This window comes from Labrys miyagiensis (assembly GCF_030160835.1).
In the GTDB taxonomy this organism is placed as follows: Bacteria; Pseudomonadota; Alphaproteobacteria; order Rhizobiales; family Labraceae; genus Labrys; species Labrys miyagiensis.
On sequence record NZ_BSPC01000069.1, the window covers coordinates 90,408 to 113,623 of the forward strand.

Consider the following 23,216-nt stretch of genomic DNA (forward strand, 5'->3'; position numbering starts at 1 on the left):
ATTCGCTGTCATGAAGGCAGGGTGCCGTCATTCCTCGCCAAGGGCCTGACGCAGGGCGAGAAGGCGCTGGAGGCCGAGGAAGCGGACCTCGTTTCCCGTCCTGTGTCGCCTGCCGAACTCGCCGCCATGATCTGCGACGGCCGTGTGCGAGACTCCTGTACGCTCGCCGCGATCGCCCTTTTGCGCGTCAAGGGGCTGCTGATGCTGTAGGCTCGGCAAGATCGGGGATGTCCATGATGTATCGCGTTGCCATGATCGCCGCCAGCCTGCTCGTCCTGGGCACGCTGTCGGCTCCTGCCGAAACCGTGCTGCAGAAGGCCAATCGTGACGGCGTCTTCAATATTGCCCGCAGCGACAAGGAGATGGATGCCGCCTTCGCCAAGGCGCAGCAGACCCTCGGCCAGTTCCTCGATGCCTTCGAGGCCCAGGCGCCAGGCACCGGCAGCTTCCTGGTCAAGATCCCGATCAGCGACGGCGACAAGCGCGAGTATTTCTGGGTGAACGAGCTCACCCGTACGGGCAACCAGTTCAGCGGCCGCATCAACAACCGGCCGGAAGTGGTGCAGACCGTCCAGTACGGCCAGTTCGTCACCTTCCCGCGCAGCCGAATCCGTGACTGGATGTATGTCGACCACGGCAAGACACTCGGCAACTTCACCACCTGCGTGCTGCTGAGCCGCGAGGATCCAGCCCAGGCGCAGGAGCTGATGGACCAGATGAAGCTGGCCTGCGAGCGTCACGGGTCCTGAGAGCTCCTATCGCCGGCCCTGCCATGGATTGCGGCCATACCGCAGCCACTCGAGCGTGTCCTGCCAGAAGCCAGCAGTGTGGCGGCTGTGGAAGAGGTTGAAATGGCCGATCTCGTCGAGACCGAAGGTCTGTGGTGAGAGTTCCGCCACGCTCGACGGGCTGCCCGTGTAATAGGCCAAGGCGCGCCTCACCGCGCGCGGCGTGCCGAACATGTCATCGGACATGGATATAGCGAGGATCGGCGCCTTCACGGCGGCGAAGCGCACCAGGATCTCGGCACGCCGGGCTACCGGATAGCTCAGCTCCATGCGCACACGGCGGAAGCTCCATTCATTGGCGACGCCCGCCGGCAGGTCCTCCAGCCAGCCGAGGCGGCGGCCCGGGAAATAGCCGCAGAGCGCCGTCAGCAGCGGCATCGCCACATGCCATTTCAGCACGAGGCCGGCGCGCTGGCGGGGCGCATAATCGGGCCAATAGGCATATTGGGCGCCCATGGTCAGCATTCGGTCGATAGCAGGCGCCGAGGGCGCAAAGCCTGGCAGGAAACCGCCGATACTGTGGCCGACCACGCCGAGGAAGCCATTGGGATCGCGGGCACGGGCAAAGCGCAGCACGGCCTCGATATCGAGTTCGCCCCATTCGAACCAGCGATAGCCGCAGCCCTTGAGATCGGCGGGACGCGACCGGCCGATGCCGCGATAGTCATAGGTGAGCACGTCGAAACCCTGCTCGCAGAGGAAGCGCGCATAATAGTGATAATAGCGGGCCACCACGCCGGTCGCCGGATTGACGATCACGGTGCCGGCCCTCGTCGCTGCGCCCGCCCTCCACAGATGCGCGCCGAGCACCACGCCGTCCTGGCAGGTGACGGCGATCGGTTCGGCTGCCTCAGCGGGTGCGGCTTTTGGAGCAGGCTCATGCATGGGCGGAAGCTTACAGAAGGAGCGGCGCCTCTTATACTCACTAGGCAGTATACATGGGGACCGTCATGGCCGAGATCTCGACTCGCGAACGCATCGTCGGCGCCGCTTCCAGCCTGTTCTACGCCCTGGGCATCCGTGCCGTGAGCGTCGATGCGGTGGCGGAGAAGGCCGGCGTCACCAAGCGCACGCTCTACTACCACTTCGCCAGCAAGGACGACCTTATCGCCGCCTATCTCGCAGCGCGAGACCAGCCCAATCTCATGCTGTTCCGGCGCTGGTTCGAGGAGGCGGAGGGCGGCACGGCTGCGAAGATGCGTGCGATCTTCCTGAACCTCGCCCGTGCGGCCCGCCACCCCAAATGGAAGGGCTGCGGCTTCCTGCGCACCTCGGCGGAGCTCGCCAACCTTCCGGGCCACCCCGCCATCCGGATCGGGGCGGCGCATAAGAAGGCGTTCGAGAATTGGCTGCGGCAGGTCTTCGAAGCGGAAGCCATCGGGGATGCCGCCTTGCTGGCGCGGCAGATCGTGCTGCTGCTCGACGGCTCCTTCGCGGTCGTGCTGCTGCATCGCGACGCCAGCTACATGGAGGATGCAGGCGAGGCGGCATTTACACTGGTTGAGGCGGCGGTCGAGTGCAGCAAAGCTCGAATAGCCTCGGCGCTAGCCTGAGGTCGGTGACGAAACAACTTGCAAGCTGAAATCGGTTTCGTTAGCTTCAAACCAGTTTCGATTTGCAAGCAGTCAGAATCAACGACGATCGGCAATTGAAGAGGAAACCGCCATGTCCAAGCTCGTTGTCCGCGCCTTCTCCCTCTCGTTGGACGGCTACGGTGCCGGCCCCGACCAGAGCCTCGACAATCCCCTTGGGGTGAACGGCAAGAAGCTGCATGAATGGGCCTTCGCCACCCGCACCTTCCAGAAGATGTTCGGCCAGGACAGCGGAGAGACCGGCGTCGACGAGGATTTTGCCGCCCGCAGCTTCGAGAACATCGGCGCCTGGATCCTCGGCCGCAACATGTTCGGCCCGGTGCGCGGCCCCTGGCCCGATGAAAACTGGAAGGGCTGGTGGGGTGATACCCCGCCCTATCACGTGCCGACCTTCGTCTTGACCCACCACGCCCGCGCGCCGATCGAGATGAAGGGCGGCACGGTGTTCCACTTCGTCACCGACGGCATCGAAGTGGCCCTGGAGCAGGCGAGAGCCGCGGCCGGGGGTAAGGACGTGCGCGTCGGCGGCGGTGTCTCCACCATCCAGCAGTATCTGCGCGCCGGGCTGATCGACGAGATGCACCTCGCCATGTCGCCGGTGCTGCTCGGCAAGGGCGAGAACCTGTTCGCCGGGATCGACCTGCCGGCGCTCGGTTACCGCTGCACGGAACGGGTGCCGACGGCGAATACGACACATCTGATGATCGTGAAGGGGTAGGCTGGGAGCGCAGTCCCGGGTGCGCGGACATCACAGCGACATGCAGGCATGTCGCTGTGATGTCCGCGCACCCGGAAAGAAGCTGGAAAGCCGCCCGTCCCAGGCCTCACCCCCTCACTGCCTCCCAATCCAGCTCGAACCGCGCCAGATATTTCCGCAACCGATCCGCATCGTTGGCGCTCGCCTTGGCCTGGCGCGAGGCGGCGAAGAGCGCACGGCCGGCGGCGCTGAGCGTCGAGCTGACCCGGCAGATCCGCACCACCTCGGCAAGCTGGACCTGGTCGAAGCGGTCGATGCCAGCGAGCCACTCCTCGCCGAGGAGATCCACCAGCAGTTGGTCCCCGCCCTCCCTCTCCCCTGCCCGCCAATGGCGCTGCAGGCGGCGGATCTCTTCCTCCACCACCTCCTCATTGATGCGCCCGCCCGGCGCCAGCGTCGCCATGCGGGTGACGCTGGCGGAGAGGTCGCGGAAATTGGCGGTCCAGCGTGCCTCGGGCGCCGTCGCGAAGGCAAGGTAGCGCGTGCGCGCCTCGCGGTTGAAGGTGATGTTCTCGCCCTCCTTCTCGGCATAGCGCGTGAGCTCGAAGTCGAGATTGGGCTCGATATCCTCGCGGCGGGCGGCAAGGCCGGGCAGATCGAAGGTCCAGAGATTGAGGCGGGCGAGCAGGTCTTCGCGGAACTTGCCGGAGCGCACGTCCACGGAAAGGTCGCGATTGGTGCCGGCGATCAACTGGAAATCGCTCAGCGCCTCCTTGTCGGCGCCGACGGGCAGGAAGCGCTTCTCCTCGATGGCGCGCAGGATCATCGCCTGCTCGTCGAGGCCGAGTTCGCCGATCTCGTCCATGAAGAGCAGTCCGCCATCGGCGGCGCGCAACAGGCCGGCGCGCTCGGATTGCGCACCGGTGAAGGCGCCGCGCACATGGCCGAACAAGGCCGACATGGTGTGATCGCCGCGCAAGGTGGCGCAGTTGACCTCGATGAAGCTGCCGGCGAGCTGACGCCGCGCCTGCTTCAGCTCGAAAATGCGGCGGGCCAGCATCGACTTGCCGGCGCCGGTCGGCCCGGTCAGCAGCACCGGCGCGCGCGAACGCATGGCGACGCGCTCGATCTGGTCGATCATGGCGTTGAAGGCGGTGTTGCGGGTGGGAATGCCCGATTTGAGGAAGGAGGTCGCCTCCCTCGCCTCCGCCCGGAAACGGCTGGCGATGGCGTCATAGCGCGAGAGGTCGAGATCGACGATGGAGTGAGAGCCGATCACATCCGGCTGTGCGCCCGAGGACTTGGGTGGCGAGAATTTGGGCGGCGAGAGCTGGATCAGTTTGCCGGGTACGTAATGCGCCTCGGTGAGCAGGAACCAGCAGATCTGCGCCACATGGGTACCGGTGGTGATGTTGACGAGATAGTCCTCCTCGTCGGCATCGAAGGGATAGGCGCGGGCAAAATCATAGAGCGCGGCATAGACCTCCTGGAAATCCCAGGCGTCGCTGAGATTCATGATGTGCCTGACAACCTCGGTGCCCGGCGAGACCTTGCCGATGTCCTCGGCGATACGCTCCGCCAGCGAGGTGGCTCGGATGTCGTGGATCAGTTCCAGACGATCGACAGGGAGGTGCGGCTGCTGGCACAGCGCCACGGTCGGGCGCCAGCGCTCCCAGCGCTTGTCCCGCTTGCCGGCGTCGAGGCTGACGCCGAGAAATCCGATGGCGACGCGTTTTTTCATGGCACCCCGGGATCGCAGGCATCCCTGCCTGCTTCTTTCTCTCCAACAAGTGAACCGTTTCCAAGAGCAGGCAAGACGCCTGCGGTTCCAGGAATCGGCCCGCGCTTGTGGCACGGTCACGCTATATTATCTTATCTTTTCATATACAGAATTATAAAATATTTGAGGAGCCCTCACATCGCCTAGTTTACAATTTTCTTTCAAAATATTTTAAAGTTAAACAAAATCAATGTCTTAAAAAATAATTTCCACCTCACTCCAAACCTGGCACACCTCCTGCAATCCCTTCCTCGTGAACAATTGAGGATGATTGCCATGGCAAATAAGAACCTGTTTGCCTCCTTTGTGGGGAAGCTGCTGCCGAAGACCAATGCGGTGAACAAGCATGGTGTGCCGGCCTACAAGTTTTCGCCGCGCCAGGCGCTGGCCCAGCTTGCCGTCACCGGAACGCTGAACCAGACCTTCTATGCCACGGCCACCGAGCAGCTCGATGAGGTGCTCAAGGCCGCCCAGCAGGTCGAGCCCCAGTTCATCGCGAAGGCGGCCATCTATGCCCGCCAGCACGGCCACATGAAGGATATGCCGGCCTTCCTGCTCGCTTATCTCTCGATGCTGCAGACGAACGACTTTTCGAAGGCGTTCCCGCGCATCGTCGACGGCGGCAAGATGCTGCGCAACTTCGTGCAGGTGATGCGTTCGGGCGCCGTAGGCCGCAAGTCCCTGGGAACCCGGCCCAAGAAGCTCGTCCAGGCCTGGCTTGAGACCGCTTCGGACATCGAGATCATGCGGGCGTCCGTGGGCAACGATCCCTCGCTCGCCGACGTGATCAAGATGGTCCATCCCAAGCCGAAGGATAAGGCCCGCGAGGCGCTTTATGCCTGGTTGATCGGGCGGCCCTACGACGTCTCGGCCCTGCCGCAGATCGTCCGGGAGTTCGAGGCCTTCAAGCTGGACCCGGCCTTGCCGGTGCCGGCAGTGCCGTTCCAGATGCTGACCGCGCTTCCGCTCACCCGGGAGCATTGGGCGGCGATCGCCGACAAGGCCGGCTGGCAGATGCTGCGGATGAACCTCGCCACCTTCGCACGTCACGGCGTGTTCGAGGTGGAGGGCTTCGCCGAGAAGATCGCGGCACGGCTTTCCGACGCGCCGGCCATCAAGCGGGCGCGGGTATTCCCGTATCAGCTGATGGCTGCCTACGCCCAGGCCGGGCCGGATATCCCAGCCGTGGTGCGCGAGGCGTTGCATGATGCCATGGAGATCGCGGTCTCCAACGTGCCTGTGATCGAGGGTCGCGTGGTCGTCTGCCCGGACGTGTCCGGATCGATGTCCTCGCCGGTCACCGGTTATCGGCAGGGTGCGACCACGAAGGTGCGCTGCATCGACGTGGCAGGCCTGGTGGCGGCGGCAGTGCTGCGCGCCAACCGGTCGGCACGGGTGATCCCGTTCGAGCAGTCCGTGGTCAAGGTCGATCTCGAACCGCGCGACACGGTGATAACCAATGCGCGCAAGCTCGCCTCGATCGGCGGCGGCGGAACCAACTGCTCGGCCCCGATCGATCTGTTGCTGGCGGAGAAGGCCAAGGTGGATCTCGTGATCTTCGTCTCGGACAACGAGTCGTGGGTCGACGCGACCCGCCGGGGTGGAACGGCGTCGCGGATGATGACGGTCTGGGAGAAGCTGAAGGGCTTCAACCCCAACGCCCGGCTCGTCTGCATCGACATCCAGCCCTACGGCACCACGCAGGCGATGGAGAATACCGACGTCCTGAACATCGGCGGCTTCTCCGATGCCGTCTTCGATACCATCGCCGCCTTCGCCAAGGGCGAGATCGGCGCTGAGCATTGGGTCGGCGAGATCGAGAAGATCGCCCTTTGACGGATTTCGGCCGGCGGCCGCAAACTGCCGGCCGAATGGCCCACACCGGAGGAATGCCGCAGGGACTACATTGGCGCTGGCGAGCGGTCGTCGAAAGACGTCATGCACCAGCATGTCCGTCTCGCAAACCCTCGTCCTCCGGGCATTTGGATTTTTTGAGGAGCATACCGGTCACGGCAAATGCCGACGGAACTACAGACTGCGAATCTCGGGGTCGCGGGTTCGAATCCCGCTATGCCGCAAGGCATATAGCTCAGCCGGTTAGAGCACGAGCCGCCGCAAGGCGGCAACGTTTCGTCATTCTTGTTGCCGTGACTGGGACTCCACACCGAAAGTCGACAAAACGCGGCGAATGCCGATGGGAATACAGCCACCAACTGGGCGCTGCAGCGGCAACTGCACCCGACTCATCGTTATCGGGAGCCCGTTCTCATCACTCCTACGGTCCAGGCCGATTAGCCGCCCCTGAGTTTGGACCGAACCGCCGCCGCCAGCCCTTCCGCAAAGGCGAGTGTGGATCGCAGGACGGCCGCCTCGTTCAAGGCCGATGATCCCTGATCCTCGATTGCAGTCGGAAGTTCCATCCTGCCCGCGGCTGTTTGCATCCGAACGTTGAACAAGAGATGGCCGTTCCGACGTTGCTCGACTTTTATCAGCTCGACATTTGCCATGGTCAATATCCCATTCCAGCAGTTGGCGAGGCGCCGGCATCGTCCGATTTTGCCGTCACGATCATTGCTTCGGTGGTGATCATCAGCGCCGCGACCGAACCTGCGTCCTGCAAGGCGGCTCGCACCACCTTGGCGGGATCGATGATACCGGCCTCGACCATGTCGACATAGGTCTCGGTCTGCGCATCAAAGCCCATGTTCGGATTGTTCGCCTCCAGGAGCTTGCCCACCACGGTCGAGCCTTCGCCACCGGAATTGTCGACGATCTGGCGTATCGGCGCTTCCAGGGCGCGCATCACGATTGCGATGCCAGCCCGGACATCGGGATTGCTCGAGGTGATTTTCGACAAGGCTGCCTTGGCCCGCAGCAAGGCCACGCCGCCACCGGGGACGATGCCCTCCTGCACGGCCGCGCGCGTGGCGTTCAATGCGTCCTCGATGCGGTCCTTCTTTTCCTTGACCTCGATCTCGGTGGCGCCGCCGACACGGATGACGGCCACGCCGCCCGATAGCTTGGCGAGGCGCTCTTGCAGTTTCTCCGTATCGTACTCGGAGCTTGTCTCTTCGATCTGGCCCTTGATCTGCTGGATGCGGGCCTGGATGTCCTTCTTCTTGCCTGCGCCGTCGATGATGGTTGTGCTGTCCTTGTCGATCCGCACGCGCTTGGCACGACCGAGCATATCGATCGTGACATTCTCCAGCTTCATGCCGAGGTCGTCGGAGATGAGCTGTCCGGCCGTCAGCGTGGCGATATCCTCGAGCATGGCCTTGCGGCGGTCACCGAAGCCGGGAGCCTTGACGGCGGCGACCTTCAAGCCGCCACGCAGCTTGTTCACCACCAGGGTCGCCAGCGCCTCCCCCTCGACGTCCTCGGAGATGATGACAAGGGGCTTGTCAGTCTGCACCACCGCTTCCAGCAGCGGCAGGAGGGCCTGCAGGCCAGCCAGCTTCTTCTCATGGATCAGGAGGTAGACATCCTCCAGCTCGACCGACATCTTCTCGGCATTGGTGATGAAATAGGGCGAAAGATAGCCACGGTCGAACTGCATGCCTTCGACGACGTCCAGTTGGGTCTCGGCGCTCTTGGCCTCTTCCACGGTGACGACGCCTTCGTTGCCAACTTTCTTCATCGCCTTGGCGATCATGGCGCCGATCGAGGCATCGCCGTTGGCGGCGATGGTGCCGACCTGGGCGATCTCCTCGGAAGACCGCACTTTCTTGGCCTGCTCTTCGATATCCTTGACCACCGCGAGGATTGCCATGTCGACGCCGCGCTTGAGATCCATGGGATTCATGCCCGCGGCCACGAATTTAGTGCCTTCGCGGAAGATGGAGGCGGCGAGCACGGTTGCCGTGGTGGTGCCGTCACCGGCAAGGTCATTCGTCTTCGAGGCGACTTCGCGCACCATCTGCGCGCCCATGTTCTCGAACCTGTCGGCCAGCTCGATTTCCTTGGCGACGGCAACGCCGTCCTTGGTGATGCGGGGCGCACCGAAGGAGCGGTCGATGATAACATTCCGACCCTTAGGCCCCAGGGTCACCCTGACGGCATTGTTGAGAATTTCGACGCCGCGCAACATGCGGTCACGCGCATCGGCGGAAAATCTGACGTCTTTAGCGGGCATGGTCGAACTCCGGTCGTGATGCAAAGAAAAGGTGGTGCAGCGCTTTGGGCGGCTACGGCATCGGTTTTTGCTCCGCCGATGAAACCCAGGGACATCGCTTCCCTTCATGGGTCGGGAGATCCCGTCCCTTGATCTGGACCCCGCCCTCTTTGCCGAAAAGGACAAGATCGCCAGGCCCGGTCGCTGGCGGAACGCGGTACCGCCCGTATTGCGCATTGTGAGCCCGACAGCGATCCCGTCGCCTTTTTGGGGAGCCTCGCTCTATCGGGAGCGGCGTTCCCGCCATTGGGCCTTTTCTCGCCCTCAGGTCGCCTTGGTCACGAAGTGGTCGGACCATCGTTGGGAAGCCCCTTCCGGGCTGGACAAGCCTCGCGAGCCACCTTGCCTTTATACACCATTTGGCACTCGAATGATACGAGTGACAGAAATAATCGAGATAAATCTTTCGAGATTTTTGGAGAAATGAGCTTTATCCTTCATGATTTGAAGGCGGAAATTTCAATTAATTATTTTACTAAATAGTTATGGCTATTTAGAATAAAAGGAGTACAATGCAGGAACTACAGAATTATTATTTGATGCATTGTGAATGCATTGATTTTTGAGGCTTTGGATGGATGTTTTTCTGTCCGTGAATTTTAAAATGCCGATTTTCGGCATAGTATTTTCTGTCGAGTGTTCAACATTGAACACGTCAGGACACACCCATGAAACAGCATAAATTCAAGCTCGGCGAGCATGTCTCGCTGCGGAGCGAGCATCGCGATATGGCGGATGGCACTGGCTACGAAGTGACCCGCCTCCTGCCCGAGGCATCGCCTGAACCACAATACCGTATCAAGCGCAGCATCGAGATTCACGAGCGCGTTGCTGGTGAGCATCTGCTCCACAGCATGGACCAGGTGAAATGATACAGGCGCGCTCTTCCTCCTTGCCCGACGACGGACCTGCGAGCGCGATCGCACGATGGGAGAATGAGGGTGGCGCCACACGGGCACTTCCCGATCCACTTTCCCGGCGGACGCAGCAAGATCTGCGTGAGCAGGAGAACGCCCGGGCGGTCTACATGACCGACCTCGACGTCGAAGGTGCCCTGCATCTGTTCCATTCCTATCCGTGGGCCATCCCGTCGAACATTGTCGAATGAGTTCGTTCCCCGCGATACATTTGGAGGAAAGCAGGAGATGACCATGACCATCGGAATGGCGATTGGTCCACTCGGCCTTCGGCGGCTCGACCACCTTGCCTTGCGCCTGAACGGTCTGGTTGCCAGGCATGTCATCCCGGAATGGCAGTTGGGGGGCTGGATGCAGGCGAGCAGAAAACGGCTTCACATCCTCTTAGGCACCCAATCGAACGCGGCGACGGATGGGGAATTGACGAAGGCCAGGCCATGACTGCCGCCTTGACGAGGCGCGATGCCGATTGGGCGCCAGCGCATGCGGCCATCCGTGGAAGCGTGGTTTGCGACCGCTTGCGGGGAAATCATACGATCACCGGGGAGAGATGGGATGACCATTCGTACGTCGCAGTCAACGGTAACATTCGCCAGGTCCTTCCAGATCGATGGCATGGACGAGAGCCAGCCTCCGGGCGACTATCGGGTCGATATGGACGAGGAACTGCTCGAGGGCTTGTCGTTTCTCGCCTATCGGCGTGTCGCGGCTCTCATTCATCTGCCGGCGATTTCCAGGCCGCAGAATCGGATCCAGGTCGTGCGCGTCGCTCCAGCCGAATTCGATGCCATGATCCAATTCGATATGGCCGCGGCAAACCGGATGAAATCGTCCTGACGCCCGCCGAAGGGGGAGCGCTGCCCAACCATAGGGCTTCAGCCGGCTCAGTTGCGGATTCCATGGATGCAAGAGCTCCAAGTCTGCCCCGGCAGCCCCTGTTGAGGCCGGCCAGCGCCACTGCCTCCGGAATTGCCAGGCATGACGATGGCCCCGGGATGCTCTCGCTGACCTCGGCCTTGATCCTGCTGGTCGAATGCGATCTCCCATCCCTGCTGATCTGCGCGAACGAACTGCTCGACGAAGGATACGAAGTCATCGAGTGCGATAGTGCCGGTGTGGCAATGAACATGCTCAACAGCCGCACCGATTTCGATGTCATGATTGCCGATATCGACCTGGATCATGCACCAGGAGGGCTGGCTCTTGTGCGCTATGTGGCCAGTCGTCTTCCCGGCATGAAGATTCTGATCCACTCGGCCTGGATCGATGCCCAGGCCGAGTCGGATGTCGCTGCGGGTAGTTTTCTACCGAAACCCTATCCGACCGGCGCTCTTGTTCGCCAGGTGCAACGTCTGCTGGCGTCGCCGCCGACATGTGGACGAGACCTTGTTTCTTGATCGAAGGATCCTAGCGATGATCAGCTTTCCAAATATCAGCAGAAACTACCAGGCATCGAAGCAAAGTGTTTGTTTCTGGGGATATGACTCGGCGTTCGAGATATCCTTTTTTGTCGGCCGTGACATGCTGGAACGTATCGCCGAGCGCCCCAGTACAAGTGAAGCGGATCTTCTGCAGATCTTTGATACAAACCGACCGCAAATTCAGGAAGTCGCGGCAAAGGCTTATTCCCCCCGGCGCGGAAACTATTATTCGCTGGAGTCGAAGGATTTCTGAGTGTCCCACACGTTGGCATACCGAAGCCGTCCACCATATTCCAGCGGATAGGCTTCGATGCTAGAGCAAAATGCATTCAGGCGGGAGCGGATTTTCAGATTAACTCGTTGGCACCAAATGCATTTTGCGGTTCTTGGTGATTCGATCTGAAGGCAAAACGCTCTAGGTATTGCCGCCGCGCGCCCCTGGAGCAAAGCGCGTCTAAGCGTAAACGCTGCTTTCCTCTAACTCTTTTTCGAAGCACACCTCCTGCGGACCTGTAGCTCAGTTGGTAGAGCGGGTTGTTTCGTCACTTTTGTCGCCGTGCCGGTGTCCGCTGAGACATGCCATGGCAAATGCCGCCGGTACTCCATTCGGCGTAAGCCGCTCGCGGGTTCGAATCCCGCCAGGCCTGTAGCTCAAATGGCTAAAGCGTTTTGCGGTTTGACGGAATCGGCAAGAATCGCAAAGACGCGTCCACCTGCCTGAAGATCCGTCGATGCAGCGAATGGCGTGGGACGACAGGAGACGTTGGAAGACACGTCGAATGCGAGGGAATACAGCACCCAGGGACGCTGCCACTGCAAAATGCACCCGACTCATCGCTATCCGGAGCCCGCTTCTCTCCTCCCGCCGTGACGGTTTATAGGCGCGGGCTGGCCGGCCAAGATGGCCGAAGAGATGCCTGCGTGTATCGGCGCGCCGCCTCTAAGCTATTTTTGTACGGCCTGTTACGTCTTAGGACTGACTGCTAACGACCAATCGGGCCGAGGTGCGATACTCAATAGACATCATCAGCTACCAATTCCGTGGATCGAAAATGAACGTTTTCGTGCCGGCACCCTCTGCAGAATCTGCGACCGGAGCCATCTTCGCTCATCCTTCCGAAGACTTTCAGGCTCCTTTCACGAGCGAGTATGCCTACTTGCCTTCTGATGTGGAAGCAGCCAAGTCTCCTATCGCGGTGATATCGGAGAACAGGTTTTTTGGAACCTGCTTCGCGCGCTGCCTCACGCAGATGGCGGTGGAGTTCGATATCCATTCCTTTGCCAACCACCACGAATGGCTCGAGAGTTCGGATCACGCATCCACCGAGATCGTGCTGCTGTGCGCAACCGGCGAACGGGCGACGGAGGACGCCGTGCTCCACAGCCTGGACACGATCATGCAGGTTTCCGGCGATGCGCGCGTGATCATCGTCTCGGATGTCGATCAGCCCGGCCCGATGATCGAGGCGTTGTCGAAAGGCGCCAAGGGCTATGTGTCCATGGGCCTCGATCTGGAGATCGCCCTGGGCGCTATCAGGCTGATCAATGTCGGCGGCACCTTCATCCCCGCGAGCAGCCTGATGTCGATGCGGAGCACGGCACCGGCGGGCGGTGAAGCCAAGATCGCCCGAGCGGACAAGTCGATATTCACCGAGCGCCAGCTCGAGGTGCTTGAGCATCTGCGCCGGGGCGATCCCAACAAGATCATCGCCCATAAGATGAGCATGAGCGAGGCGACGGTTAAGATCCACGTCCGCAACATGATGAGGAAGATCAAGGCCAAGAACAGGACCGAACTGGTTTGCAAAAGCAACGAGTTGCTGGGCCTGCAATGAGGCTACGACCGGGCGGGGGACATACGTCACGGCCGTACTATGAGACAGGAGGGGCCTGTGCCTTTCTCGGTGCCTGCCCGCGACGATCGGCCTGCTGATACGTAACCGCCGCAACAGACGGGAACGGCCATGTCCGTCAGCGTGCCTCGTTGATTTGGGCTATGCGCCTTGTTGAAACCACGCCTTCATACACCGTGTGGAGAAGTAACGAGGTTGCGTGGGGTTAGATATCCGCGACGGGCCGCAGGCTCGCCTATGCGTTTGGCGGATGACAATAGGCCACTCGAATACCGTTTCATGAGCGAACACTCACGGCAACAAGTGAGCGTCGACGCTTGGCAAGGCGCCAACATCCCCTATCGGAGAAGTTGTATCCAATTGAATTTAGCCGTTTATCTCCCGGTCGAAGAACGATCCGAGGTCCCAGTGAGCAGTATCGATTATGATGAACTTGTGGAGCTCTGGACCCTCGGCGAGCACGGGGACCTGGTTCTGCGCGATGGCAAGGTCAGCGGTGTCCGGGTAGCGACACTGCCCCTGTGGAAAGCGGTGAGAATTGTCATGACGGACTGGGAGCCCGATTCCGTGCGCCAGAAGACCGCGCAGATCATGCCCAAGGACGGGACGCCGCTCCTGGAACTGGAGGAGATCCGGCAAATCTTTGAGCGAGCCGATTTTCCCGGCCCCGACAGCCAGTAATAGAGTGCCATTGCCAATGGCCGGATATTCGCCGGCCCACGGCGCCGTGGTGGGGCGCCTCACAAAGATAGCCTGCCGACGCGTGATGCTGCAGCGAAGTTCGCAGGACACCGGCTTCCAACATTCTCGCAAGCCCGGCTAAGCGACGCCGCCAATGCACTTCTTCGTGAAATAGCCTACTTCGATTGACGTATGGACATTTCACAGCCGCAATGTTCTGGGGAACTGAGCTTGCCCTCGACACTTGCGTTCCTGTGACTGGGCACCGCCATGAATGGAGCAGTTGATGAAGCGTGGGTTGGATGAGGAAGCCATAAAGGTAACGGTTCTTGCGCTGGCCATGCGCGAAGGGCGCGCCCTCTCGCCCGATAGCCTGGAGTTCAGCCAGGCGACAAAGCAGGCGGCCCGGCTGATCTTGGAATATCTCGCCACGCTCGATGCCTCCCCGGCCGGCCAAGCCGAAACCTTGAACGGCTATTGGGTTGCCACGAACGCTCCTGAGACCGCCTACCGGACTTGGGGCGGCACCGGCTTCGTGTGGACCGCCGACGCGAACCTCGCTACCCGCTATGCACGGCGCGAAGATGTCGAGCGTACGCATGCCGAAGACGAGGGTGTCTGGAAATATATCCAGCTTCCGCCGCTGCGCTCCGGCGAGGCGACCGCGGAAGGTGCCCGGAAACAGCGCCGCTTCCGCCATCGCAAGCGGGGATCGACCTACACCGAGCTCGGCGAAGGTCGCCTGCAAACGTCATCCCCTGTTGAGGACATGGCCTCCGTGACTATTTATCGCGACGACAAGGACGGCAGCCTCTGGGCTCGACCGATCGCCGAATTCCATGACGGCCGCTTCGAAGAGCTGGATTGAGCATCCCCAAGTGCAGGGTCTTGCCTGCGGCATTTCTGCACTACAGTCTGCCGCTAGGGCAACATCGACCGATGGCCCGCTCTGCTTTAAAGATGAAGAATCCATATCGTTTCTGTCGCGGATGCAGGAGACGGAAGCAGCGATCGGTTGTGATGGATCGCAGGGTCGTCTCCCCCCACTCTGTACTCCTTTTTCACTGTGCTTAATCGCACACACTCACAGCCAAAATAAGCATTAATTCGATTTAAGAAGACGACACAACAGTTACAAGTTGAAGAAAATTCGTTTCTTAATTAAAATTTAACACGATCAGTGAGGCCTCGGCATGAATAACCAAGCATTTGAGTATCGTGGCAACGTTCGCCAGCTTTTCCCGGCTGTTGATTTCGAACCGGTTTGGATTTCGGAATCAGTCGACGGCGCAACCGTTCATGTTGAACGCTCACGCAGGTTCGGCAAGGAGCGTTATGTTGTACTAGTCCAACTGGCTGGCGCTGATGAAAGCAGCCGCAGCTGGAGCCTTGCACAGACGAGCGAGGGACAAGATTTTGGCTGGGCCATGGATACAGCCTCAAAGATCCATAAACTCTTAAAGCTTTTGGGTCCTTATTGGCTTAACCGCGAGACCAAGCAAAGAGCCTGAGGCTGCCTTCTCTTACCGAACTGCATTGAATAGCTTGTAAGTCGGTCGGGGAATAACTTTTCTCTACCAATTAAAGCTACGAGCATACAGCGATACCGAGTTTTTTGAGAATTCAGTGCTTGAAAATGTTGCCCGGCGCCGCCCGAACGGTTGCCTCTTGAGGAGAAGCACGTCCCATGCGGAAGGTTATGCCGGCGGCGCCCTCTCGATCCTTGCAGCGCCCCTCCGTAATCGTAGACGAAACCACCGGCGATGTCATAATTGATGTGGTGGCGACCGGTTACATCCAGATCGTCATTACCGCCGATGGGGACGTTCTCTGCGATGGCGAAAGCATCCTCGTCGAACCGCTCGAATGTGATTGAGAGAGCGCGCTTGAAGTCGTCTTCCGATGCCGCGCATGCGTCCCAATCAACGCCTCCATCGTCCCGCCGGCCCGGAACGGGCAACCTTATACGGGCTGTGCCAGGAAGCCGGCTATCATGGCCACCGGCCATTTTAGTGGGCAACTTACAAAGTCGCCATGTTAATACCTCCAAAGAGGTACTACTTATTTGCGCAGTTTGAAGAAAGACCTACTTATTCAAGCCCCAAAGGACTAGACAGCTCGGGAAACCATACTAATATAAGACATTGTTGGATGACTGGCTGGGTTTGTGGGCGTCAACTGCCAAGCGTTGCTTCGTTTAGCGGCCGGTGTAGATTTCGCTTGTGACAACTGATAGTCACGCTGACAAATTTGTGCATTGCGCGCATATCAGTGGGGAGGGATCGATCGATCCTTCCCCTTTTACTTTCAGCTTCCTTTAAAAAATCATCAAGCCTACCCTCCGACAACCCGTCTCAAAGGGACATGCCGGGGGTGACCCGCCTCAAAGCGATGCACTACTCTCCGAGGTTTAGTTGGCGGGCTCATGCGGCCTAAAGAAAGCGCGTTAAAGCGTAAACACCGCCTTGCTCTCACTCTTTGTTTCGACGCGTTTTGCGATTCTTGCCGAGTCCGGCAAAACGCTTTAGGCGACCATTTCCCAAAATCACCGGGGCGTGACAGATCGCCTCACTGCAAGCCGACGCCCAGGCGGGAATTCCGAATCAGGCAGGCTGATACAGGGCATGGTCGCTAAAGGGCAAGATCATGACCGGTGCCTGCCTCGAGGAAACGAGCCAGTCTTCCAGCTCGCTCGGCTTCATCGGGCGGCCGAACAGATGCCCCTGCCCGATACGACAGCCAAGCCTTTCCAGCATGCTGCGCTGCTGCTCGGTCTCCACCCCTTCAGCGACCACAATGATATCAAGGCCACATCCGATCTCGTTCACCGCTATCACCACCGCGCGCGCTCCGCCATCCTCGCAGAGCCGGCTAACGAAGCTGCGATCGATCTTCAACTCGGTGAACGGCACTTGCGTCAACCGGCTCAGGTCGGAATAGCCAGTGCCAAAATCATCCATCGACAACCCCACCCCGAGCTCTCGGATGGCATCGATTGTCGCAAACGTCATGGGATCGTCGTCCAGCTTGACGCCCTCGGTGATTTCCACCGTCAAAGCATGGGCGGGAATGCCATACTCGTTCAGCAGACACGCAATGATGGCCGGCAACTCGCGATTGCAGAAGTGCGTGGGTGACAAGTTGACGGAAACCGCCGGAACGTTTCGCCCGGCCGCGCGCCACTCCGCCATCTGGCGGCAGGCTTCGCGCAGCCCCCAGATGCCAATCTCTTCGATAAGGCCCATCTGCTCTGCTACATGAATGGAGCGGCCGGTCGAGACATCGCCCAAAACCGGATGCGACCAACGCAACAGAGCCTCCACGGCGTGGAGGCTTCCGTCATAAAGGTTCACTTGCGGCTGGTAACACAGAGTCAGCCAGCCGTTGGCGAGTGCCTCCTTGAGAGCTTCGCCAACCACAGCGTGGTCGTTGGGGCGATCAATCATGTCATGCATGTGCAAGGTAACGCCATTTCCGATCCAACGATCGTCCTCTTTGGAGTGCGTTTTCCCGCCGAAATGTTTCCAAAAGTCCATCTCTGGTAATGGCTTTTGCGGAGGGCTGCTCGATCGGAGCAAGAAACGATAGGGCTTCAAAACAGATCACTCGTCATACGCACCAGCTCCGTTCGATTCCTGGCATTGACCCTCTTCATGATATTCCTGACGTGAATCTTGACCGTCGCTTCGCTCATTTTCAGCTTATGTGCGATGATCTTGTTCGGATCCCCCTTGCGGAGGATTTCAAGCACGTTCAACTGCCGCTCAGTAAGAAGATCTTCGGTCCGCCTGCGCACAATGGTTGCACCGTAGACCCCGCCACCATCCCGCATCATCAGGAATGTGCTTGCGGGGATGAACGTCCCGCCAACCTTCACCAGGTTGATTGCTCCGATGACAACCTCGAGATCAAGGCTCATGGGAACATAGCCCTTTATTCCCTGCTCCAGAGCTCCGAGCATCAGGGCCGGCTTCTCAACATCCGAGATGACAATGACCTGGGCGCTGGACACGGCGTGCTGAACAACCTGCCGCGCTTGCTGGATGATCGCCTCAGTTGCGGGCTGACCATTCGCACACAGAATCACGATCGATTTCGGATCGGGATTCGCAGCCTGCCGCCATGCATCGATATGCTCATAGGCAGCGATCTCAAACTCGGAGTCCTCTCGATCCAGGCAACGTGCCAAGCAGCTACGAAAAAAGGCATTCTCGGCAACCACGCTGACAGACAACTTCGACGAGAGATGCGGATTGGATGCAGCCCGGCTGTCCTCATTGGCCGCAGGAGGAACTTTTCCGGCGGCAAGGGGTTTCAACACCTGCCTCTTCAAGAGACCAAAGCCAGATTCTGCGGAGTTGAAGTCCATGATATTTCCACGCGAACACGATCCGAATGCCCGGAAAGATAGTCGACATCACTGCTTCGGTCGTTAGCACCGTGTCCTGAGACATGGCTTGCAGTACAAAATTCAAGCCTGCCTCTCTCTTCGTCAGACCAAACATGAGAGGGCCGTTTTTATCCTTCGCCGCGATGCTTCCATAACGGTAAGCCAAGATCACGTCGCGTTCGCCGGCCTCGCCCGACAAATAGGAATGGAATTTCGATTTGAACGACGGTTTTTAATCCTTTGTTAGCGGAACTTAACAGTGTGCCATCTGGCAATATCCAATATAGATGTTAGACTGACATTCGAAATACGCCGTCAGTGGCAAGCCATATGTCCTCTTTCGGAAATGATCCGGTCCTCCGGAAAGAATGCCAGCGGTAACCTCTATGCGACGCTGGGGACCAATCACGGCGCATGCGACGGCAAGACCTTTCGAGACGACGCTCAGAAGTCAAGGCGGCCATTTGACGGAGTAGTTCGGTGGAAGCAGATGCGGATGCGGGACAGCACTGCTCTGCCCGCAGGCCATCGTGCGGAGAGGAGAGTTCCGGTTCCAAGTGCAGAGACAGCGATAGCAACGCAAGCGATTGATAAGGTTGGACGACGAACTGATTTCCTGTATATGCGTATATGATGGAAGATTATCTCATTGGGGCTTGCATTTTGGAGACCGACGCTCAACGCAACGTAAGTTTGCCGAGTGAGAAACTTTCAAGAAGCCTGTCGCCCCAGAATTTATTTGATGGAAATCTACTTGAATGAAAGCCGACAATCACAAATCATGGCATTGACCAACAGTTATCGGGCTGACTCAATAGGGATTACGGCTAGCACTTTCCGCTATTTGTGTAGAGAGTGATATATTGGAAGTCGTGAATATGATGATGCTTTCCGCAGGACCGAAAGTTGACAGTTAAGGACCCACCCACTCCTCCGTTCAGGGAACGCCGCCGCTGGGCGCGGCAGCAGCGGCCACAGGCGGACAATGGCCAGCCCGTTCCGCGCGCGTTGAAGCCCCTGGTTTTTTCGACGGCGGATCTGCCCCCAAAGGATCAGTTCAGTGCGTGGGAAGCCTATGCGGCCTGCATCGCCGATGTGCGGTTGCCCGACAATGTTTCTCCGGACACCGGCTTTGTCGCCAGTCACACCGCCTGGAACCTGGGGGGCATGCTCGTCGTCCAGCAGCACATGCCCGCCCATCGCTATCAGCGTTCCGAGGCGAAACTGCGTTCCAGCCTGATCGATCACTGGTCCGTCGTTTTTCGGCGCACCGGCAAGTCGTGGACGGAAGTTGGCGGCGTGGTCGCCGAGGCGCAGCCTGAGAGCATAGAAATCCGCTCGCTCGGCCATCCATTCAGGGGCCGCATGCTCGATTCCGACTATGTCACTCTCTATCTGCCGCGAGACCTCTTCGCGGATTCCGTCGGCATTCTGGACGCCAACAACAATTTCGTGCTCTCCAAGAATCTTGCCGGCGTGATCTCCAATTACATCACCAGCATCGAGGCCCGCCTGAACGAATTCACACAGGAGGATTTGCCGGGCGTGGTGAAGGCGACCCGCGATCTCCTCATTGCCTGCGTTTCCTCTTCCGAGGACCGCGCTCCGGTGACGGCGCAACAGATGACGATCGCGCCCATGGAGCGCGCCCGCCGGTTCATTCGGAGCAATCTCAAGTCGAACACGATGACGCCGGATGTCCTGTGCAAGGAGCTCGGCATCTCCCGGACCCATCTCTATCAGCTGTTCGAGCCGAGTGGCGGCGTCGTGCATTATATCCAGAAGCAGCGCCTTCTCGCCGGCCACGTCGCCCTCAGCGATCCCGGCGACAGGAGGCAGATTTCGGTGATCGCCGACTCCCTGGGCTTCAGTTCATCGGCCGATTTCAGCCGCGCCTTCAGCCGGGAGTTCGGCTACAGCCCCCGCGAAGCCAGAAACCTGGTCGCTCCGGCCAACAACACGCGCACGACCGGCTCAACGACGCCGTCCGAGACCCGCTCCTTCGAAGGCTGGCTCAAGAGCCTGGGAAGCTGATCGTCGGCATGATCCTGAAGGACGCGGCCCGGGCCGGCCAAGGCTCGGGCTCCGTCAGGCCCGGTCCCGCTTGCCCGCCGGTATAAGCAATGTATCGAATTCCGCTGCCGGAACGGGCTTGCTGAAGTAGAAACCTTGAAACTCCTGGCAGCCCTTCTCACGCAGCCAGTTCAGCTGCTCGAAGGTCTCGACCCCTTCCGCGACGATCTTCATTCCCATCAATTTGCTCAAGGAGATGATCATCTCGGTGATGGCCTGGTTGCTTCTCATGTTCTCGATGAACGAGCGATCGATCTTGAGCGAATCGACCGGGAAGTTTTGAAGCGAAGCGAGATTCGAATAGCCCGTGCCGAAATCGTCGATGGACAGCCGCACGCCAAGCTTGGTCAGCTCGGAAACAACCCGCGCGACGGTGTGATCCTTCTCCATGATCATGGACTCGGTGATTTCGAGTTCCAGTTCGTTCGGCCTGCACCCGGTCCGCGCGATCGCCTTCGCGACCTTCGAGACGATGTCCTCGTTCTTGAATTGCCGAGGCGACAGGTTGATCGATACGACCAGCGGAAAGCCCATGTTGCGCCAATGGACCTGCTGGTCGACCGCAATACCGAGCACCCAATCCCCCACCTGCTCGATTAGCCCAGTCTCCTCGCATAGCGGGATGAACTCGGAGGGCTCGATCACCCCGCGAGTCGGATGGTTCCAGCGAATAAGCGCCTCCGCCCCGACGATGCGCAGATCCTCGGCGGCGACGCGCGGCTGGTAGAAGATCTCGAATTCCCCGTCGCGCAAGGCTCTCTGGATGTCGGTTTCCAGCTCCATCCTCTTCTGGACCTGCTCCTGGAGGTTCATCGAGAAATAGCGGAAGCAGTTACGCCCATCCTCCTTGGCCTTGTACATTGCAAGATCGGCGCTCTTCATCAGCGTATCGATATCGTCGCCACTCTCGGGAAAGAAGCTGATGCCGATACTGGGCGTGACGACGAGGGCGCGGCCGGCGATTCGAAGCGGCTCCCCCAGCGCTTCGACGATGCCCGATGCCACCGCCGCAAACCGGCTGGCACTGCCGCTCTGGTTCATCAGGATCAGGAACTCGTCGCCACCGAGCCGGGCAACCAGGCCCTTTCTTCCCACGACAGTCTTGAGCCGTTGGGCGACTTCGATGAGCACTTCGTCGCCCACGAAATGGCCTAGGGAGTCGTTGATGGTCTTGAAACGGTCGAGGTCGACGAAGAGGATGGCCACCTGTTCCCCGGCCGCCCGCGCGGCTTCGAGGCGTGCCGAATAGTCGCGCAGCACGGCGGTGCGGTTCGGCAGCCCGGTCAGAACGTCGTGATAGGCGAGGAACTTCGCCTTTTCTTCGGTATCCTTCAGGTCGGTAATATCGACTTCGCTGGTCAGGAATGCAGGCGAACCCGTCACGGCGTCGCGGCATTCTCTCGCCGTTATCTCATGCCAGCGGATGCCTCGGGTCGTCCGGACACGGATGACCGTCCGCGCCTCTCCCTTGCGCACCAGGGTCCGGCGCAGTTGCCGGAAGTCCTCGGGATCGACGAAGCGCGAGGCCAGGGAGGTATCCGCGGCCTCCCAGGTGCTGCGCGCGGCGGGGTTCTGGTAGAGCAGCGCCCCGCCGTCGTCATAGAGAGAGATCATCATCTGCGTATGAAGCAGGGCTTCGGCGCTGCGCAGGGTCTCGGGCGTTTCCGTGACCACGGCCAGCCCCTCGCAGAACATCGCCATGCGTCCATCGGGGAGCCGGATACCCGTATACTTGACCCGCAATGTCGTCGGCTTGCCACCCGGATAGATCGTCCACAATTCCGAGAATGTCGCGTTGCTGCGTTCGAAGTCTTCCTGATATTGCCGCAGGCGTCTGGAAACCGAAGCGGACATGTCCGACTTCATGTCCCGCATCGTGAGTTCATTCAGGTCGGTCGAGCGCCATACCTCCAGCGCCACGGTATTGGCCCAGTAGATCCGGCTGCTGTCGATGTCGAAGATCCAGGTCGGCGTCCTCAACCGATCCAGAAGAGCCAGTTGGTGGTCGAGATCGGACGTCAACTCAAGCAAGGGCAGTTCGAAACTCTCTCTGCTCGTCTCTGAAACAACCCTATGAGGCATGCGCTTGAATTCCGTCATCAGCCAATAGGATGGAGGCATGGTCATTCATGTCCGACAGGGATACGAATCCCGAAGTTTCTGTGACCCGCTGCATCCATCGTTGCACGGCAGGATACTGCCCCAAATCGATCTCGGCGCCCGCTGCAACATGCGTGTACCCGAATACACCTATATCAGCGACGGAATATCCGCTGTCGGTAATAAAATCCCGACCCCTCAAATATCCGTCGAGGATTCCCAGGCCTTGACAGGCGCGGGCCTGCCAACGCGCGATCTCCTCCGCGCGCTCGGCACGGCGGTGAGGGACAATTGAAATAAAGAATCGAGCCGGTGAAATAAAGGGTTCGAGGTTGCCCTGCTCGAAGAACAACCATTGCAGGGCCTGCGCCCGATCATAACACGTTCCGGGCGCAAGGCGTGTCTCCTCGGCGAGATACCAGGCGATCGCATTCGACTCGCCCAGCCGGCGGCCATCGGACGTCACCATGTAGGGAACCGTCCCTGCAGGATTGATCGCCAGATATTTCTCTCGTCTCGTCTCGCCGTTGATGACATCGACGAACACAAGACGAAAAGGAATGTCAAGTTGCTTCATCGTCAGAAAGGGCTTCAGGCTGTTTCCAGATCCGCGGGTGGCATAAAGTGTATTCATCACACTACACTCTTGTTGAGCCTTGTTGGCGAGCCGTTGAGTTGACGTTAGGGCAGGAAAACTTGCCGTGGAAACTCGAATACTAAAGAGAACTCTGCCCCCATTAAAGGTAAAATATA

Annotated in this window: 25 protein-coding genes and 1 tRNA gene; 18 read left to right on the forward strand and 8 right to left on the reverse strand. The window is 59.7% G+C overall.

Going from position 1 to position 23,216, the window contains the following annotated elements; translation table 11 throughout:
* Positions 1–21: 21 nt before the first annotated feature.
* Together QQL24_RS30280 and QQL24_RS30285 are read left to right on the forward strand one after the other, a co-directional pair.
* A complete protein-coding gene (locus QQL24_RS30280) occupies positions 22–210 on the forward strand; it encodes an NUDIX hydrolase (protein WP_284316029.1) in 189 nt (62 codons plus the stop codon).
* Positions 211–233: 23 nt separating this feature from the next.
* On the forward strand, positions 234–749 hold the full coding sequence (locus QQL24_RS30285; RefSeq protein WP_284316030.1) for a YegJ family protein: 516 nt from the start codon (positions 234–236) through the stop codon (positions 747–749).
* A gap of 6 nt (positions 750–755) precedes the next feature.
* Here the strand turns inward: QQL24_RS30285 and QQL24_RS30290 are convergent, their stop codons facing one another.
* Positions 756–1,673: an alpha/beta hydrolase family protein gene (locus tag QQL24_RS30290; protein ID WP_284316031.1), complete on the reverse strand. Its 918-nt coding sequence runs from the start codon at positions 1,671–1,673 to the stop codon at positions 756–758.
* 65 nt (positions 1,674–1,738) lie between these two features.
* Between QQL24_RS30290 and QQL24_RS30295 the strand changes: the two genes are divergently transcribed.
* Positions 1,739–2,341: a TetR/AcrR family transcriptional regulator gene (locus QQL24_RS30295; RefSeq protein WP_284316032.1), complete on the forward strand. Its 603-nt coding sequence runs from the start codon at positions 1,739–1,741 to the stop codon at positions 2,339–2,341.
* A gap of 112 nt (positions 2,342–2,453) precedes the next feature.
* Positions 2,454–3,098 (forward strand): dihydrofolate reductase family protein, encoded by a 645-nt coding sequence (locus tag QQL24_RS30300; RefSeq protein ID WP_284316033.1) that lies wholly within the window; start codon positions 2,454–2,456, stop codon positions 3,096–3,098.
* A 106-nt stretch (positions 3,099–3,204) separates the two neighbouring features.
* Here the strand turns inward: QQL24_RS30300 and rtcR are convergent, their stop codons facing one another.
* Positions 3,205–4,818, reverse strand: coding sequence for an RNA repair transcriptional activator RtcR (gene rtcR, locus QQL24_RS30305; protein ID WP_284316034.1), 1,614 nt, complete (start codon positions 4,816–4,818; stop codon positions 3,205–3,207).
* A 315-nt stretch (positions 4,819–5,133) separates the two neighbouring features.
* Between rtcR and QQL24_RS30310 the strand changes: the two genes are divergently transcribed.
* Positions 5,134–6,693: an RNA-binding protein gene (locus QQL24_RS30310; protein WP_284316035.1), complete on the forward strand. Its 1,560-nt coding sequence runs from the start codon at positions 5,134–5,136 to the stop codon at positions 6,691–6,693.
* A 455-nt stretch (positions 6,694–7,148) separates the two neighbouring features.
* On the opposite strand, the gene QQL24_RS30315 is transcribed toward QQL24_RS30310, so the two are convergent.
* Positions 7,149–7,364: a hypothetical protein gene (locus QQL24_RS30315; RefSeq protein WP_284316036.1), complete on the reverse strand. Its 216-nt coding sequence runs from the start codon at positions 7,362–7,364 to the stop codon at positions 7,149–7,151.
* Between the two features lie 2 nt (positions 7,365–7,366).
* Positions 7,367–8,989 carry a chaperonin GroEL gene (gene groL, locus QQL24_RS30320; protein ID WP_284316037.1) on the reverse strand — a complete coding sequence of 541 codons (1,623 nt, stop codon included), beginning with the start codon at positions 8,987–8,989 and terminating at the stop codon, positions 7,367–7,369.
* Between the two features lie 707 nt (positions 8,990–9,696).
* Here groL and QQL24_RS30325 point away from each other — a divergent pair.
* From QQL24_RS30325 to QQL24_RS30380, 12 genes are all read left to right on the forward strand, one after another.
* Positions 9,697–9,900, forward strand: a complete 204-nt coding sequence (locus QQL24_RS30325; RefSeq protein ID WP_284316038.1) for a hypothetical protein — start codon at positions 9,697–9,699, stop codon at positions 9,898–9,900.
* The gene (locus tag QQL24_RS30330; RefSeq protein WP_284316039.1) at positions 9,897–10,136 is read left to right on the forward strand and encodes a hypothetical protein; all 240 of its coding nucleotides are present in this window, start codon (positions 9,897–9,899) and stop codon (positions 10,134–10,136) included. Before QQL24_RS30325 ends, QQL24_RS30330 begins: the two co-directional genes overlap by 4 nt.
* A 37-nt stretch (positions 10,137–10,173) precedes the next feature.
* A complete protein-coding gene (locus tag QQL24_RS30335) occupies positions 10,174–10,386 on the forward strand; it encodes a hypothetical protein (RefSeq protein ID WP_284316040.1) in 213 nt (70 codons plus the stop codon).
* Between the two features lie 114 nt (positions 10,387–10,500).
* The gene (locus QQL24_RS30340; RefSeq protein ID WP_284314582.1) at positions 10,501–10,782 is read left to right on the forward strand and encodes a hypothetical protein; all 282 of its coding nucleotides are present in this window, start codon (positions 10,501–10,503) and stop codon (positions 10,780–10,782) included.
* A gap of 158 nt (positions 10,783–10,940) precedes the next feature.
* Positions 10,941–11,342, forward strand: a complete 402-nt coding sequence (locus tag QQL24_RS30345) for a response regulator (protein ID WP_284316041.1) — start codon at positions 10,941–10,943, stop codon at positions 11,340–11,342.
* A 16-nt stretch (positions 11,343–11,358) separates the two neighbouring features.
* A complete protein-coding gene (locus QQL24_RS30350; protein WP_284316042.1) occupies positions 11,359–11,619 on the forward strand; it encodes a DUF1488 family protein in 261 nt (86 codons plus the stop codon).
* Positions 11,620–11,872: 253 nt separating this feature from the next.
* Positions 11,873–12,012: transfer RNA gene (locus QQL24_RS30355), tRNA-OTHER, on the forward strand.
* Positions 12,013–12,622: 610 nt separating this feature from the next.
* Entirely contained in the window at positions 12,623–13,201 is a 579-nt protein-coding gene (locus tag QQL24_RS30360) for a LuxR C-terminal-related transcriptional regulator (protein WP_284316043.1), read from the forward strand.
* A gap of 426 nt (positions 13,202–13,627) precedes the next feature.
* Positions 13,628–13,900: a hypothetical protein gene (locus QQL24_RS30365; RefSeq protein WP_284316044.1), complete on the forward strand. Its 273-nt coding sequence runs from the start codon at positions 13,628–13,630 to the stop codon at positions 13,898–13,900.
* Positions 13,901–14,174: 274 nt separating this feature from the next.
* The gene (locus QQL24_RS30370; RefSeq protein ID WP_284316045.1) at positions 14,175–14,768 is read left to right on the forward strand and encodes a hypothetical protein; all 594 of its coding nucleotides are present in this window, start codon (positions 14,175–14,177) and stop codon (positions 14,766–14,768) included.
* A 325-nt stretch (positions 14,769–15,093) separates the two neighbouring features.
* Positions 15,094–15,411 carry a hypothetical protein gene (locus QQL24_RS30375; protein WP_284316046.1) on the forward strand — a complete coding sequence of 106 codons (318 nt, stop codon included), beginning with the start codon at positions 15,094–15,096 and terminating at the stop codon, positions 15,409–15,411.
* Between the two features lie 176 nt (positions 15,412–15,587).
* Positions 15,588–15,776 (forward strand): hypothetical protein, encoded by a 189-nt coding sequence (locus tag QQL24_RS30380; protein WP_284316047.1) that lies wholly within the window; start codon positions 15,588–15,590, stop codon positions 15,774–15,776.
* Between the two features lie 727 nt (positions 15,777–16,503).
* On the opposite strand, the gene QQL24_RS30385 is transcribed toward QQL24_RS30380, so the two are convergent.
* On the reverse strand, positions 16,504–17,355 hold the full coding sequence (locus tag QQL24_RS30385) for a putative bifunctional diguanylate cyclase/phosphodiesterase (RefSeq protein WP_284316048.1): 852 nt from the start codon (positions 17,353–17,355) through the stop codon (positions 16,504–16,506).
* 137 nt (positions 17,356–17,492) lie between these two features.
* Positions 17,493–18,269, reverse strand: coding sequence for a response regulator transcription factor (locus QQL24_RS30390; RefSeq protein WP_284316049.1), 777 nt, complete (start codon positions 18,267–18,269; stop codon positions 17,493–17,495).
* A 927-nt stretch (positions 18,270–19,196) separates the two neighbouring features.
* On the opposite strand from QQL24_RS30390, the gene QQL24_RS30395 reads away from it, so the two are divergent.
* Positions 19,197–20,324 carry a helix-turn-helix domain-containing protein gene (locus QQL24_RS30395; protein WP_284316050.1) on the forward strand — a complete coding sequence of 376 codons (1,128 nt, stop codon included), beginning with the start codon at positions 19,197–19,199 and terminating at the stop codon, positions 20,322–20,324.
* A gap of 54 nt (positions 20,325–20,378) precedes the next feature.
* Here the strand turns inward: QQL24_RS30395 and QQL24_RS30400 are convergent, their stop codons facing one another.
* Together QQL24_RS30400 and QQL24_RS30405 are read right to left on the reverse strand one after the other, a co-directional pair.
* The gene (locus QQL24_RS30400; protein WP_284316051.1) at positions 20,379–22,394 is read right to left on the reverse strand and encodes a putative bifunctional diguanylate cyclase/phosphodiesterase; all 2,016 of its coding nucleotides are present in this window, start codon (positions 22,392–22,394) and stop codon (positions 20,379–20,381) included.
* Between the two features lie 40 nt (positions 22,395–22,434).
* Positions 22,435–23,097, reverse strand: a complete 663-nt coding sequence (locus QQL24_RS30405; protein ID WP_284316052.1) for a glutathione S-transferase family protein — start codon at positions 23,095–23,097, stop codon at positions 22,435–22,437.
* Positions 23,098–23,216 lie beyond the last annotated feature (119 nt).

Excerpts from the sequence above, each read along its gene's own strand:
- QQL24_RS30285 (WP_284316030.1), top strand. The coding sequence starts at position 234 with ATGATGTATCGCGTTGCCATGATCGCCGCCAGCCTGCTCGTCCTGGGC.
- QQL24_RS30290 (WP_284316031.1), bottom strand. The coding sequence starts at position 1,673 with ATGCATGAGCCTGCTCCAAAAGCCGCACCCGCTGAGGCAGCCGAACCG.
- QQL24_RS30295 (WP_284316032.1), top strand. The coding sequence starts at position 1,739 with ATGGCCGAGATCTCGACTCGCGAACGCATCGTCGGCGCCGCTTCCAGC.
- QQL24_RS30300 (WP_284316033.1), top strand. The coding sequence starts at position 2,454 with ATGTCCAAGCTCGTTGTCCGCGCCTTCTCCCTCTCGTTGGACGGCTAC.
- rtcR (WP_284316034.1), bottom strand. The coding sequence starts at position 4,818 with ATGAAAAAACGCGTCGCCATCGGATTTCTCGGCGTCAGCCTCGACGCC.
- QQL24_RS30310 (WP_284316035.1), top strand. The coding sequence starts at position 5,134 with ATGGCAAATAAGAACCTGTTTGCCTCCTTTGTGGGGAAGCTGCTGCCG.
- QQL24_RS30315 (WP_284316036.1), bottom strand. The coding sequence starts at position 7,364 with ATGGCAAATGTCGAGCTGATAAAAGTCGAGCAACGTCGGAACGGCCAT.
- groL (WP_284316037.1), bottom strand. The coding sequence starts at position 8,989 with ATGCCCGCTAAAGACGTCAGATTTTCCGCCGATGCGCGTGACCGCATG.
- QQL24_RS30325 (WP_284316038.1), top strand. The coding sequence starts at position 9,697 with ATGAAACAGCATAAATTCAAGCTCGGCGAGCATGTCTCGCTGCGGAGC.
- QQL24_RS30330 (WP_284316039.1), top strand. The coding sequence starts at position 9,897 with ATGATACAGGCGCGCTCTTCCTCCTTGCCCGACGACGGACCTGCGAGC.
- QQL24_RS30335 (WP_284316040.1), top strand. The coding sequence starts at position 10,174 with ATGACCATGACCATCGGAATGGCGATTGGTCCACTCGGCCTTCGGCGG.
- QQL24_RS30340 (WP_284314582.1), top strand. The coding sequence starts at position 10,501 with ATGACCATTCGTACGTCGCAGTCAACGGTAACATTCGCCAGGTCCTTC.
- QQL24_RS30345 (WP_284316041.1), top strand. The coding sequence starts at position 10,941 with ATGCTCTCGCTGACCTCGGCCTTGATCCTGCTGGTCGAATGCGATCTC.
- QQL24_RS30350 (WP_284316042.1), top strand. The coding sequence starts at position 11,359 with ATGATCAGCTTTCCAAATATCAGCAGAAACTACCAGGCATCGAAGCAA.
- QQL24_RS30370 (WP_284316045.1), top strand. The coding sequence starts at position 14,175 with ATGGAGCAGTTGATGAAGCGTGGGTTGGATGAGGAAGCCATAAAGGTA.
- QQL24_RS30375 (WP_284316046.1), top strand. The coding sequence starts at position 15,094 with ATGAATAACCAAGCATTTGAGTATCGTGGCAACGTTCGCCAGCTTTTC.
- QQL24_RS30380 (WP_284316047.1), top strand. The coding sequence starts at position 15,588 with ATGCGGAAGGTTATGCCGGCGGCGCCCTCTCGATCCTTGCAGCGCCCC.
- QQL24_RS30385 (WP_284316048.1), bottom strand. The coding sequence starts at position 17,355 with ATGCATGACATGATTGATCGCCCCAACGACCACGCTGTGGTTGGCGAA.
- QQL24_RS30390 (WP_284316049.1), bottom strand. The coding sequence starts at position 18,269 with ATGGACTTCAACTCCGCAGAATCTGGCTTTGGTCTCTTGAAGAGGCAG.
- QQL24_RS30405 (WP_284316052.1), bottom strand. The coding sequence starts at position 23,097 with ATGAATACACTTTATGCCACCCGCGGATCTGGAAACAGCCTGAAGCCC.